The organism is Actibacterium ureilyticum, assembly GCF_002285435.1.
Lineage (GTDB): Bacteria > Pseudomonadota > Alphaproteobacteria > Rhodobacterales > Rhodobacteraceae > Actibacterium_C > Actibacterium_C ureilyticum.
This window is the reverse complement of record NZ_NSBT01000007.1, coordinates 62449-76227: the sequence shown is the minus strand read 5'-3', so window position 1 is coordinate 76227 and position 13779 is coordinate 62449. Positions and strand designations below refer to the sequence as shown.

At 61.3% G+C, this 13779-nt stretch carries 12 protein-coding genes and 1 tRNA gene; 10 read left to right on the top strand and 3 right to left on the bottom strand.

The features are described 5' to 3' along the window. Window position 1: 1 nt before the first annotated feature. On the bottom strand, window positions 2-1741 hold the full coding sequence (locus tag CLM60_RS01320) for a sugar phosphorylase (RefSeq protein ID WP_095587468.1): 1740 nt from the start codon (window positions 1739-1741) through the stop codon (window positions 2-4). Window positions 1742-2211: 470 nt separating this feature from the next. On the opposite strand from CLM60_RS01320, the gene CLM60_RS01315 reads away from it, so the two are divergent. Beyond that, window positions 2212-3156 carry an acyltransferase family protein gene (locus CLM60_RS01315; protein ID WP_095587467.1) on the top strand — a complete coding sequence of 315 codons (945 nt, stop codon included), beginning with the start codon at window positions 2212-2214 and terminating at the stop codon, window positions 3154-3156. Between the two features lie 3 nt (window positions 3157-3159). Here CLM60_RS01315 and CLM60_RS01310 read toward each other — a convergent pair whose 3' ends face one another. Next, window positions 3160-4458 (bottom strand): acetylornithine deacetylase/succinyl-diaminopimelate desuccinylase family protein, encoded by a 1299-nt coding sequence (locus CLM60_RS01310; RefSeq protein ID WP_176473755.1) that lies wholly within the window; start codon window positions 4456-4458, stop codon window positions 3160-3162. A gap of 129 nt (window positions 4459-4587) precedes the next feature. On the opposite strand from CLM60_RS01310, the gene CLM60_RS01305 reads away from it, so the two are divergent. From CLM60_RS01305 to CLM60_RS01265, 9 genes are all read left to right on the top strand, one after another. Continuing rightward, window positions 4588-5664, top strand: a complete 1077-nt coding sequence (locus tag CLM60_RS01305; protein ID WP_095587465.1) for a coiled-coil domain-containing protein — start codon at window positions 4588-4590, stop codon at window positions 5662-5664. Between the two features lie 393 nt (window positions 5665-6057). Then, the gene (locus tag CLM60_RS01300; protein WP_095587512.1) at window positions 6058-7200 is read left to right on the top strand and encodes a hypothetical protein; all 1143 of its coding nucleotides are present in this window, start codon (window positions 6058-6060) and stop codon (window positions 7198-7200) included. A 100-nt stretch (window positions 7201-7300) separates the two neighbouring features. Continuing rightward, entirely contained in the window at window positions 7301-9238 is a 1938-nt protein-coding gene (locus CLM60_RS01295; protein ID WP_095587464.1) for an AAA family ATPase, read from the top strand. Between the two features lie 65 nt (window positions 9239-9303). Further along, window positions 9304-9528 (top strand): DUF2188 domain-containing protein, encoded by a 225-nt coding sequence (locus tag CLM60_RS01290; RefSeq protein ID WP_095587463.1) that lies wholly within the window; start codon window positions 9304-9306, stop codon window positions 9526-9528. Window positions 9529-9530: 2 nt separating this feature from the next. After that, window positions 9531-10163, top strand: a complete 633-nt coding sequence (locus tag CLM60_RS01285) for a hypothetical protein (protein WP_141246438.1) — start codon at window positions 9531-9533, stop codon at window positions 10161-10163. 4 nt (window positions 10164-10167) lie between these two features. Next, window positions 10168-11517 (top strand): DUF6638 family protein, encoded by a 1350-nt coding sequence (locus tag CLM60_RS01280; protein WP_095587461.1) that lies wholly within the window; start codon window positions 10168-10170, stop codon window positions 11515-11517. Continuing rightward, entirely contained in the window at window positions 11518-11799 is a 282-nt protein-coding gene (locus CLM60_RS01275; protein WP_095587460.1) for a hypothetical protein, read from the top strand. It abuts the gene before it with no gap. A gap of 9 nt (window positions 11800-11808) precedes the next feature. Then, the gene (locus CLM60_RS01270; protein ID WP_095587459.1) at window positions 11809-12462 is read left to right on the top strand and encodes a DUF1523 family protein; all 654 of its coding nucleotides are present in this window, start codon (window positions 11809-11811) and stop codon (window positions 12460-12462) included. Between the two features lie 68 nt (window positions 12463-12530). Continuing rightward, window positions 12531-12607 (top strand) — tRNA-Pro (locus CLM60_RS01265). 196 nt (window positions 12608-12803) lie between these two features. On the opposite strand, the gene CLM60_RS01260 is transcribed toward CLM60_RS01265, so the two are convergent. Then, the gene (locus CLM60_RS01260) at window positions 12804-13763 is read right to left on the bottom strand and encodes an EamA family transporter (protein WP_095587458.1); all 960 of its coding nucleotides are present in this window, start codon (window positions 13761-13763) and stop codon (window positions 12804-12806) included. Between the last annotated feature and the right edge of the window lie 16 nt (window positions 13764-13779).

The window sequence follows — 13779 nt, the reverse complement described above, 5'->3', positions numbered from 1 at the left end:
CCTAATAGGTCTGGTTGGTGATCCAGCGGCTTTGATACGGTAACAGCCGGATCGTTTCGTGCCGGTTCTCGATCCCCTCGCCCGACAGCAGGTCGGCCCAGTTCTCGTCCGCGATCAGGTTCAGCGCGTCGCAGGGCACGTCGACCGGATCGCCGCTGACATTGTGCAGCGCAAAGATCGACTGGCACCGGTCCAGCGATTGCCGCCAGACCCCAAAGACGCGTTCGTCCAGCGCCAGGGTAAATTGCGTGGCATTGGGGTGGAAGGCGGGCTGGCGCGCCCGGATGCGCAACCGTTCCGACAACGCGCCCAGAACCCGCGCCTGGTTCGATGCCGGGTCGGCCAGCTGCGCCCGCAGCGCGGGGTAATCCCAGCGGTGCCGGTTGATCGCCCGGTTCATGCCGCGCTTTTCCAACGCGTCGTGATCGTTGGACGTGGCCAGCATCGAATGGATATAGAACGCCGGGATCCCCTCCAGCGACATCACGATGGTCTGCGAGGTCAGGAAGCGGCTGATATGGTGGTCGCCGTCGCCCTCGAACGTCTTGGCCAGCGCAGGGAAATAGCCGCAGTTCAGCTCGTATACCGATTGGCCGCCATTGGGCAGCGCCCGCATCGACACCAGCCCGCCCTCGGACTGCACGGTTTCGATCATCCGCGCGATTTCGGTGTCGGGAAGCAGCCCCTCGGCCGGGCGCATCCCGATCCCGTCATGGCTGGCGGTGAAGTTCAGATAGGCACAGCCCAGCGGCGCGGGCGGCATCGACGCCTGCCAGCGGCGCAGGTACTTCGCGTTGCCCGACAGCAGCGCATGCAGAATGAGCGGCGGCAGCGGGAAGTTATAGATCGCGTGCGCCTCGTTGTTCTGGCCGAAATAGCTCAGGTTCTCGGCCTTGGGCACGTTGGTTTCGGTCAGCAGGATCACGGTTTCGAACGCGAAATCCGCCAGCGCGCGGATCAGCTGGATGATCGCGTGGGTCTGCGGCATGTGGATCGACGGGGTGCCGACCTCTTTCCACAGGAAGGCCACCGCATCCAGCCGGATCGTGCGCACACCCTTGTCGATATGCAGCCGGATGATGCGCAGCACCTCCAGCAGCACCTCGGGGTTGGCGAAGTTCAGGTCGATCTGGTCATGGCTGAAGGTGCACCAGACATGGCGCGGGCCGTTGATCGTCTCGATCTCCTGCAACAGCGGCGTGGTGCGCGGGCGCACGACCATGGACAGGTCGTCCTCGGGCGAGGCTTCGAAGAAGAACCGGTCATAGGGCGGCTGCCCCTGGCGATAGGCGTTGAACCACGCCCCCTGGCTGGACACGTGGTTCAGCACCAGATCCGACATCAGGTGGAAGGATGTGCCGATCCGTTCGATATCGGCCCACCCGCCCAGCGCCGGGTCGACCTTTTCGAAATCGGTGACCGCGAACCCGTCATCCGAGGTATAGGGAAAGAACGGCAGGATATGCACGCCGTTCACCACGCCCTTCAGCCGGTCCAGCAGGAAGTCCTGCAACAGGTCCAGCGGCTTGTGCGTGCCATCCATGATCGAATTGCCATAGGTGATCAGCACCGCATCCTTTTGCGACCACATCGCATTGCCGGGCTTGCGCGCGCGTTTGCGCGGGGTCGTACCCTCGGGCCAGAACGCCGCGATCACCGCATTCGTCAGCGCGGCGATATCCTCGTTGGGATAGACCCGCAGCAGCAATTCGGAAATTCGGTCGGTCAGGGCGTCGGTCATCGGGGCGTTTCACTTCTCTGCAACGATATTTGGGTCACAAGCCATGACCCGAATTGGCACGTCTTCTGTGTGCTAGAATATGTCCCGCCCTTTATCCACAACGATGGCGCAATTGCGAATTTCGGGCCGGTGGCGTGGCATCATTACCCTGCCGCCGAAGCGCAATCTATCGAACATTGCGCAACTGTTGACCGTTTGCCGCGATAGTGCACAGATGGGCAGCAAATCAGGGGGTGGCAGCGATCACGCCATTCGAGCTGGAACAATTGCCAGGCGGAGTTTTTGTGCGGTTAGACCATCCGTTGCCGCCCGTTGCTGCAAATCCACGACGATGGCGCAACATGTAACCTATGCGCGATGCATCGCTTGACTTGCACGCCAAAGGCCAAGCCTATTCGAGTGAGCAACTTCTTATGGAATCTATTTCGTAGGTCGGTCGAAGCCACCGCGTTCAGCAAAGGTTTATTGCGATGCAGCGTATTGACTGGCTCGACACGGCCAAGGGAATTTCCATCGTGCTCGTGGTGTTCTGGCACGCGATCATGGCCGCCAGATCGCTGGATTTCGTCACCGCCGCGATCTATCCGATCCTGAACGCCCCGCTTCTGCTGATCCGGATGCCGCTGTTCTTTTCCGTCTCGGGGGTTGTCACGGGCGGGAAGCCACGCCTGGAGCCGGCCAGTTTCTTTCACAAACGCGCCTGGCCGACGCTTTGGCCCTATATCCTGTGGACGACGGTCTACGTCGTCGTGCAGGGCCGCCCGACAGAGCAGCTTCTGCAGGCGATCTATGACCCGCAGTTTCACCTGTGGTTTCTGTGGGCGCTGCTGCTTTTCCGGTCGCTGGCCTGGCTGTTGGATGGCGCACGGCTGGCCGCCACGCTGGTCGCGCTGGCCGTTTCGGTCTTCGCCTTCACGCTGCCCACGCATACATTCTCGTTGGCACATACGAATTTCCTGAAATACGCGTTCTTCTTCCTGGCGGGGCACTGGTACGGCCGCGCGCTGGCGGAGTTCACGGCGCGCCATGCCTATGCGGCCCTGGCAGCGGGCATTGCCATCGCCACCGTCAGCTGGATCGCCGATTTCTGGTTCGGCGTCGCGCTCAGCGGTGTTCTGGCGGGGTGGAGCCTGGCCAAGATCATCACCGATCATGCCGCGGTGCTGAGCCGCCTTTTCACCTGGCTCGGGCAGCATTCGCTCGAGATCTTCATCCTGCATTTCATGATGGTCGGGCCGCTGACCCGGATCACGATGCTGTTGCCCGGCGGCGCCTATTGGGGCATTCCCGTCGTGACCGGCGTGGCGGTGGTGCTGAGCGTGATCTTGCGAAAGATCTCGGACCCGTTCGCACCATGGCTCTTTCAGCCCCCCGCCCGGCTCCGGCGGCTTTCGTCGACCGGCTCTGCGGGCTGAGCCTCAGCCATCCGGCGCACCCGACAACAACATCCCCAGCGACAGCGCCATCACCTGCGCCGATTGCACCATATCGTCGATCCCCACCCATTCATCGGGCTGATGCGCCAGATCCAGCACGCCGGGCCCATAGGCGATGCAGTTTTTCAGCCGCCCGATCCGATCGATATGCTTCTGGTCATAGGTGCCCGGCGACACCACGTAATCGGGGCTGCGCGCCAGCACCTGTTCGATGGCGCGGGCCACGGTGGTGACAATCGGCGCGTCCTGATCGGTCATGCTTGGCAGAACCTCGAACAGGTCGCGGATCTCGTATTCGAAATCGGGACGGCGGGCGCGCACGCGTTCCATCAGGGCGGCGACCTCGGCCTTGACCTCGGCCAGGTCCTCTTCGATCAGGAACCGCCGGTCGATCACGATGCGGCACCGGTCGGGCACACAGGGCGCGGGCAGGCCGGTATAGTCGGGGTCCTGCTCCGCCTCGCCCCCGTGAATGGAATTGATGTTCAGCGTCGATTGCTTGGCACCTTCGGGCACCACCGGCATCGCGGTGTGCTTGCCCGCCAGCAGGGGGAATAGCGTTTCCTCCATCTCAGCAATTACCGCCCCCATATGGCGCACCGCGCAATCGCCCAGAAACGGCATCGAGCCGTGGGCGATGCGGCCATGGGTTTCGATCTCGGCCCACCAGACACCACGATGGCCCAGACAGATCCGGTCCTTGTTCAGCGGCTCGGGGATGATCACATGCTGCACCCGGTCGGGATCGAACCAGCCCTTTTCGGCCAGATAGGCCACCCCGCCGAAGCCGCCCGATTCCTCGTCCGCCGTGGCGCTGATTTCGACCGCCCCGGCGTAATCGGGACAGGTGGCGATGAACGCCTCGGCCGCGATGATGCTGGCGGCCAGCCCGCCCTTCATGTCACAGGCCCCGCGCCCATAGACGCGGCCATCCTTCACCTCGCCGCCGAAAGGATCGACGGTCCAGCCATGGCCGACCTCGACCACATCGTGGTGGCTGTTGAAATGCACGCACTCGCCCGGCTGCGGGCCCTCGTGCCGGGCCACGATATTCCAGCGCGGATGCTTGGGGCTGTCGGCGGGCGCGCCCTCGGCCCGGACCAGATCGACCTTGAACCCCGATTTCGCCAGACGCTCGGCCAGATAGCCGCAAATCTCGCGGTAATTCAGCCCCGGCGGATTCAGCGTCGGAATGCGGATCAGATCCTGCGTCAGTGCCACCAAATCGTCGCGCCGTGCCGCAATCGCGGCCATCAGTCGTTCTTGTGTCGTATTGTCCATATAGCTACCGTAGGGGGCAAGATTTGGTGCCGCAATGCAACACATCGCAAAATCGCCACCGGCGGCCGATGTAATGATGAATAACATTACCCATATCGGTTGTGGGTATTCAAGATTAGAGGAGTTCAGATGGCCAATTTCGATGCGCAGATCCGCGAAAGTCAGGAACAGGTCGCCGCAGCGCAGTCCAAGATATCCGAGCTGACCAGCCGGATCGAAACCGCCCGTTCCAAGCTGAAAACCGGCGACGACATTTCCATCGACATCGAAAACGCCACGCTGGACGATGTGCACGCCCATACCGAGCTGATGAACGCCAATATCGCCGAGCTCATCATGGGTCTGGACGACGTGACCGCCGCCTTTTCCAAGGATTTCGACGAGATGCGCAACAAGACGGGCTGGGAAAGCTTCGTCGGCATCTTTGCCCGCGGCAAGGCGGAATCGATGCGCCAGGAACGTGTGCGCAGCGCCAGCATCGACGACAAGCTGCAGGACCTGATCAGCAAATCCGACGTGATCGTGAAGCTGCTGGACGGCCAGCTTGCCATGCTGAACGAGCAGAAGGAAAAGGTTGAGACCAACCTGACCGAAACCCTGGACGAGCGCGAAGTGACCGTCGGGTCGCTGGAAACCGTCCGGGCCGAGATCCAGGGCATGGACCCCAAGATCATCGAGCTGGAGAACAAGATTTCGGTCGAACAGGACGCCGCCGCGCGCACCCGGCTGGAAACCGAACTGGCCGAGCTGAACGCCCGCTATAACGAGCTGGTCCAGGACGAGCAGGTGAAGCTTGCGAAATCCCAGACGCTGGAACGCTACATCGAAAAGGGCAAGACCTGGGTCGACAGCCTGCAGAACCAGGCAGCCACCCAGATGGTGCTGATCAACAAGCTGCAGACGGACACCAAGCAGCGGGTCGTGCTCTATGACGCGTTGACCAAATCGCTGAAAACCGCCCAGCAACAGGACGTGGCCCACCGCATCAACGAGATCGGGGTGGAAACCGACAAGGAAGCCCAGGCCGCCATGGCCGGCATTGGTGCTGCCACCAACGCGCGCATGGCCGACATGATGGAAGCCCACGAGGATCACATGGTCTTCGCCCGCAAGGTGCTGGAGCAGAAGGCGAAATCCGACGAACGCTTCGCCCGCCGGTTCCAGGCGATTGTCGAGAAGCACGACAAGAACCTGTATGGGGCGTGAGTTTGTGGAGTAGTAAAGTATTTTACCGATGGGGAGCGACAGGCTGCTCTGCACTTTTCATGGTGTGGTGCGCCGGCTCGCTGCTGGGGCAAATTCCAGTGGATGAAGTGCCGGTAAAGTTCACTGAGAACCCGAAGGCAGACTTTTGGCTCTTTGCAACCATGCTGTTGGTTCTCTACTTTCCCATTTGGGGAGCCGCCGGAAACTTCGGTCGAATGATATTCTCACGCTTTCTTCGCTTCGCTCATCGTATCGGGAAGGATCCATTTCAGTCGCGTGTTCGCATACTAGAAGAACAATCAAAGCGGTGGGCTAGATTCTACCTGAAATGGGCGTTCGACCTAGATGAGTTCGGACGACCTTTGCATGGTGAATTTGGAAGACGAATACAGCATGACTGACATCGACCTCACCCGCGATCACGCCGGTCTGACCGACACGCTGGCCGCCCGGCGCTATTTCCGCAAATTCGAGCGGATCACCGAACATCTGGCCCGTGTCGCGGGCCAGATGGAGGCCGAGGGCACCCTGTCGAAGACCGATGTGACGGTGATCGCCGGATATATCCAACGGATCAGCTTCACCTTTCAGGCGCTGGGCACGAAATACCTGATGACCGGGCGCGATACCGGGCAGTTCTTCGGCTCGCTGATGATCGACCGGCATGAAAGCGGCTTTCCGGTCTATTCCGAGCTGCTGACCATGGCCAATGACGCGCAACAGGCCGAACGCCACCTGCGCAACATGGGCAGCACCGACGAGCTGAAAAACCGCATGGTACAGGTGATCGTGGGCGACCTGCAGATCCCCACCAAGCTGCAATTCGCCCTGTCGCAGCGGCTTTACTACGAAGCGCTGGAAAAGGGCGAAATGTTCTGGGCGCAGAATGACCCAGAGGCGATCTGGCAGGGCAACAATGGCGATGAACGCCGCGCCCCGCGCCGGCGTTATCTGATCCACTGGGCCACCTATGACAGCCAGATCAACCTGCCCGTCATCTATCTGATGGAGCTGGAGGATACCGGCCGCGAGGCGCTGGCCCGCGATCACCGCCGCTGGCCCGAGGTTCAGCGCCACCTGATGGCACAATCCGTGGGCGGGCTGAAGCTGGTGACCATCGCCAAGGGGTTCGACACCGATTTCGACGACCTGCACCCCAAACGCCTGCGCCGCATCCATGTGGGGCCGATGTATTCCAGCGCCTTCACCCGGCAAACCGGCCCGATCCGCGAGGTGCTGGAAGAGGCCAACGCGCCCATGGGCGAGGATTGGACGCTGGCCTGGACGGTCGAGGAGCTGGAAAGCGAGCGCGTGACCGAGGAACGCAAGGGCTGGTTCGGCACCGTGGAACGCGAGATCTTCGCGCTCGACCCGTTTTCCGGCCGCGGCGTCGATACCGGCGCCACCCGCACCGCGCGCGCCATTATCCTGCCCCAGCGCCCCTATCAGGTGCTGGCCGAGAAAAACCCGCCCGGCTTTCGCGATGTCCGCAAATTCGTCGTCAGCCCCAAGGGCCGCGTGTTCAGTTACAGATAGTGGCTTCTTCTTGGCCCAAATACTCATGTCGCGACAGGGGTTTTCATGCCTCCGGCGGGAGTATTTTCACCAAGAAGAAGGAAGCGAAAGGAAGAGATAGATGAGCCTGCCCAGCGACGCGATGGAACTGCGCGAGGACGAGATCACCAAGTATTACCCCGCCGCCGCCGCGATGCTGGCGGGGGTCGATCACACCCCGCGTATCGCCAAGGGCAAGGAGCCGGCGGCCGCGCCGGAACGTTCGCCCGGGGTGGCGCGCACGCGGCGGTTCCGGTCGACCACGCCGGGGCTGGTGACGCGGTCCACCGCGCGGCCCGAAGGCGTGCGCCTGATCGAGCGGATCGAGGGCGCGGATGGGGATGATCCGCTGATCTCGCCGCTGCAGGCCACCGCGTTGCAGAGCTTGCGCCGTTCGCTGGCGATCGCGCTGGCCATGGGCGAGGCGTTCGCAGAACAGACCGGGCTGGCCGAGTTGAAAAAGGCCAACCTGGCCGGCAACCTGCCCGCCGCGCGGAAGACGGAGTTTTCCGAACTGCTGGCGGCCGAGGCGCTGGTGACGCTGGCGACCTTCGCCAATGCGACCGGTTTCCTGCTGGCGCCGCATCTGTCGGAAACCACGGTCGAGATCGGCGGGGTCGAGGAGATCCTGACCGACAATGCGCAACTGGCCCTGCATGGCGCCTTGTGGGAGCTGGACCAGGACCTGGCCGCGTTCGCCAGTGACGAGCCGCGCATGGTGGCCACTGTTGCGGCCTTTGCCGAGCAGTTGATGGAAAAGGTCGCCCTGCGCGCCCAGACCGCCCCGCGGCTGGAGGGGTTCAGCGGCGCGTCTTACCGCGTCGAAGCCGACGATTTCACCATTCAGGGCTTCACCCCCGCCCGCCGCGGCAAGGGCACCACCCTGACCATGACCTTCAAGAAACCGAACGAGGTCGTAGGCAACCATATCGCCAAGTATCAGGCGCTCAGGCTGGCCAAGATGCTGATGGCCTATGATTTCGAGCGCAAGCTGAACCCCTTTGCTGAGATGGGCGGGTTCATCTTCACCTTCATGGGCGACGGCGCGCCGGGGACGGGCAAGACCACGCTGATCCAGATGATGGCGGGGCTGATGAACGGCTATTGCCAGAACGCAGGCTACCCGTTCCGATACCAGAATTTCGGCATCGACAATATCGACAGCTATCAGGGCAAATCCGGCCAGAACGCCAAGGCCTTTGTCCAGAACGTGCTGGACCCCAATGTGATTGGCTTCGGCACCATCGACGATATCGACCAGATCGCGGGCAAGCGCGGGGACCGACAGTCATCGGCGGGCCAGCAGGAGGTCACGGCGGTTTTCATGGAGGCGTTCGCCGGCGCCAACACCGTGGTGCGCGGGAACTGCACCTTTGGCATGTTCTCGAACTACCCGGAAAACGTCGACGACGCCCTGCGCCAGCGGGCGGGGGCGCGGTTTCTGGTCGACGGGCCGCAAACGCGCGAGGATTATATCGACATCCTGGCGCTGCTGATGGGCAAGAACCACGATATCCCCCTGGGCGATCACGAGCTTTATGCCGCGCAACAGATCAAGAAAGCCGTCGCCAAATCATTCGCCGCCCATGGCCGCCCGCAGGAAGACGGGCTGTTGAAGGTCTGGGACGGGGTGACGGCCGAGATCGGCGATCTGAACACCATCGCCAAGCTGGGCACATACCTGAAGGCGATCCAGCAGGCCGATGAACGGTTCACGGGCCGGGCGATCAAGAACATCACCGACGCGGTCAAGGTCCGGGCGATGGATTTCGAGCTGCCGGACGACTGGATGGAGGAACCCGAGCTGTTCCTGTTCAAACCCTATGACGAGAAACTGGGCATGATCCGCGAGATGACGCAGGAGATCACCGTCGACATGGTGATCCAGGAAATCAACCGCTACGCGGATTCCGAATTCCGCTATGCTGACAAATCCGACGAGGTTGCCATCGAAAACGCCGTGCGCGACATGGGCCGGATGGAAGAAGCGCGGCGGCGGTATGCGGAGGGGCGGGGGTGAGTTTTCAGGTGGATTTTTCCACAGAGGATGCTTATTTTAAATGGGGAGACAGGAGAGTAACCGGAATGTCGAAAAAAGGACAGCACGTCGTGCCACGGGACGGCAAGTGGAGCGTTCGTAAAGCGGGTTCCGACCGGGCGACTCGCACATTCGAGACACAGCGAGAAGCAATATCCGAAGCGCGACGGATCGCGCGCAATCAGGGAACTGAATTGTACATCCATGGCCGTGATGGGCGGATCCGCGAGCGCGATTCTTACGGCAAAGATCCTTACCCTCCGAAGGGTTGATCTTGGCTGGAAAAGATTTTGAAAGAAGCGTTTTTGTAAATTGCCCGTTCGACGCTGAATTCGAGCCGATCCTCCAAGCTATATTATTTTGCTTGGTAAGATACGGATTAAAGCCACGCATCGCGACCGAACGAAGCGACAGTTCCGAGTCACGCCTTGCGAAGATTGAGGAATTGATCTGGTCATCTAAATTCTCGATCCACGACCTCAGCCGTACCCGCTCAGTATCTAGCAACGAGTTTTATCGACTCAACATGCCGTTTGAACTCGGAATCGACTATGGCTGCAAACGCTTCGGACCTGCCCCCGTCAAACATAAGCACATTCTGGTAACGGCTGAAAAACCTTATGAATATCAAGCTGCTTTATCTGATCTAGCGGGTAGTGACATTGCCGCTCACGACGGGGAATATACTACCGCCATTCGTAAGGTTCGCAACTGGCTGGTCGGAATTGGAGGCTTCGGCAGCGATCAAGCCTCTAAAGTCATCAGCGAATATGAAGATTTTCAAGAGTGGTTTCTCGAAAAGCGTTTAGATGAAGGCGCCAATGAAGATGATCTCCTCGACACCCCTACCGCAGAGCTTCTAGACGGTATGCTGCTTTGGTTCGACAGCGGAATGCCGCGAGAATAAAAGAATGAAACGCCTCATCGAAAAAGGCCTGATGTTCGGCAACTTGGTGCCGGTGGACAGCCCGGCGCTGGTGGAGCGCTATAACCGTGCGCTGAAGCAGTTGACGGGCAAGACCACGGCGCTGGCGGATTTCCATGTCGATATCTCGGGCTATTCGCCGGAAGTGGGCGATGAGCTGGGCGATCACCTGTATCTGAACCCCAATGGCTGCAACCGGCAGTTCATCCTGCTCAGCACCGAACAGAAATCTGCGCCGCTCTTGAATGCGCAATTCTCGACCTCGCGCGGGATTCTGCGGAGCTTCATCGAGGCGAACGAGCCGCAGCTTTTCGCGCTGACCGCCCATGACGCGGTGGCGGGCGAGTTGGCCAATTCCGTGTGGGAGCTGTCCAGCCCCGCGCGCCTGTTCGACATCCGCCATATCAAGGTCGAGGCTGATACGACCCGCGCCCATGTGGAAAATGCCGAGGAACTGGCGGGCCTGATCCGGCGGTTCAAGGCGGAAGAAGACGGCTGGTGGGATGACGTGCTGATCGCCCAGATGATCGGGCTGGCCAAGGAAACCGGCGACGTGACCCGCAACCCGGTGCAGCTGACCCAGACCGAGGCCGAGCAGGGCAATTTCTGGACCAGCCATTTCGGCGGGCTTTACGTGTTCCGCGACGTGGATCATCCGGCCGTCATCTCGGTCGGGCCGCGCGCGGATCTGGGCGAGTTGCCGTTGCGCTATGTCTTTGAGCTGACCGATGTGGACTATATCGCGAAATTCCTGGAGCTGAACGGGCTGACCGAACCCATAGTCAAGGCGCGCGGGGCCGATGCCGCCGCCATCCTGCGCCAGAAGATGGATTTTATCCTGATCGAGGCCGCCGCGACGCTGGGATACGATCTGGGCGGGGCCAGCCGGCACGATCTGCGGCAACTGGCGCAGCGGCTGGGCAGCGGACTGCCCGAGGCGTTCAAGGGCCTGGCCGCCATGCTGCGCTGGGTCGAGGGCGGCGGCCCCTGGCCGCGCATCAGCTCGCGCCACCCGGCCTATTTCTATACCCTGCGCGCAGCACCGGGGCCGGAGCGGGCACTGGTCAACCAGCTTTTGGCCGAACTCACGCCGCTGGACGTGCGCCAGCTGTTCATCTGTCACAAGCAGCTGTTCTATCGCCTGTATTCCAGCTGGTCGGAGCCGAAGAAAACCTTTGTCGCCGATTTCCTGGAGCGCGAATATCAGGTAGACAAGGCAGGCGCCCGCGCGGCGCTGTTCGGGCCGGAACCCGGGATGGACCATGAACCGCCCGAGCCGGTGCCGGATCTGGTGGAACGGGTCGGGCCCTGGGGCGCGGTCAGAAGGGGGCGCTGAATGATTGCATTGATCCGGCTGGGCATCTTCGGGCTGATCGGGCTGACCGTGCTGTATTTCCTGGTGTCGTGGTATTCGCGATCGGTGCGGCGCGAGCGGCTGGAGGGCTGGGCCGACGAAAAGATTGCCGAGGGCGAACTGGAGCAGGCCGCCCGCGACGCCTATATCGAGGATGGCATGCGGGATTACGACGCCTCGCTGCGCAAGAAGCTGATCCTTGGAGTCTATGTCGTGCCGATCATCGCCGTGACGGTGGTGATCTATGTGACGAATTTTATGTGAGGACGACCGATGCGCTATGTGAAATGGACATTCTGGCTGCTGGTGCTGACGGTGGTCTTCGGCTTTTTGCACTATACCCTGCCGCAGCGCGACATCGTGCGGATCGTGAACACGTATGAGGAACGTCAGGACCTGACCGACTGGACCCGCCTGTTCTGGTCAGTGCCCGACGATCAGTCCACCAGCCTGAGCAATCGCGACGTGCAGTTCATCCAGGCGGTCAAGGCCAATGGCAAGACCATGGTTTACCGCAACGAGGATACCGGCTGGGGCTGGCCGCCCTATTTCAAGTTCGACACCGCGAATCTGTATACCGAGGCCAACGACGCCAAATCGACCAAAGCCAACCCCGAATGGGTCGCAATCCGGCATTACGGCTGGCGCAACGAGTTCCTGTCGATCTTTCCCAATGCCGTGGGCATCAAGCCCGTGGCGGGTCCCGATGTGCGGCTGATCCCCTGGGGCAATATCGTGATCCTGGGCGGCGTGGCGCTGTTTTTCCTGTTCCTGTGGCGGCTTTGGGCACAGTTCCGCGAACGCGCCATCGACCCGCTTCTGGAAGACGCGGGCGAGACCTGGGACGCGGTCGATGAACGCGCCGACCGCGCCCGTGGCCGGTTCCGCGGCTGGCTGGACAGCTGGCGCGGCAAGCCCCGGCGCTAGATCACCGGAATTGCCGCAAATACGACCTTGCCAAACCCCCGGCGCTCAGCTATGCCGCCCCGCACGGTCGGAGTGTAGCTCAGCCTGGTAGAGCACTGTCTTCGGGAGGCAGGGGCCGGAGGTTCGAATCCTCTCACTCCGACCAATTTCATCTTATCGATAATCAGGACATTTGTCCTTTCGCGTCACGATGTGCCCTTTGGGTGCCGTTTCGCCCTGGCTCGGTTTGCCCGCCGTTAGAGGGCAAACACTTTATCTGCACCCGCCACGCGGGTGTGCCGCTTCATGAACACCTAAAGGTCGGCTTCGAGCCCAACTTACTCAGAGCGGAGCGAATGGCGTCATTGGACTTCGCTGTCCTCCACCGGAACTGGCATCGGCGCGGGCTTATGAACGGCCACGCCGATCATGACGAGGACCACCCCTAAGACATCCCGAGCACTCGGAATCTGACGCAGGACGATCACGCCGATAATTGTGGCGGATGCAGGCAGGAGGGCGAGCAAGAACGCGAAGCTGGCGCGGGGCAGACGGGCCATTGCGAGTTGATCGCAGACATAGGGAATGACGGACGAACAGATACCTACAGCGATACCCGCCAGAATCAGCAGAGGTGCCCCAAAGGCTTCTAGTGCTTGCAGGAACCCGATGGGCATGACGAAGATAAAGGCTGCGGTCATCGCTGCGCCCAGACGCTCCACACCGCCCGACGCGCCGCCTTCGGAAATCTTATGGCCTAGGATGATGTAGAGAATGAATAGAGACCCATTAAGGACGGCCCAGAACAGGCCCAGAAGGTCAGACGTTAGGGCGGGACCATCCGCCGCCAGAAGCGATGGCACGTCGATCAAAAGGGCAACGCCGATGATCGCGAAGGCGAAGGCCAGATAGTTGCGCCCTGTGCGGAGACCCCAAAGCGCGATGCCAATAGTGCCGACGAACTCGGTGGCGGCGACAAGTGAGATCGGCAACCTGTCGAGAGCGAGATAGAAAGAGCTGTTCATCACGGCGAGGCAACCACCAAGCGCGAGAAGAAGAAGGCGCTCGCCGAGAGACGAATTCTTGAATGTGCGCCAAGGCTTCGTGATGGGAGCGAAAACCAAAGCGGCCGACGCGATGCGGAACCATGCAACACCAAGCACTCCGACGACCGGAAAAAGCAGAACCGCGAAAGCTGGGCCGAGATAGTGGAAAACCGCCGAGACGCCGAACCATACGTGAGGGGGAGCGGCCTGAGACATGCGCGACATGGCTCCGGAGGCGATTGCGACGGCGGGGTTTGCAGGGGCTTGATCTTTCATACACCTATAATGCAAG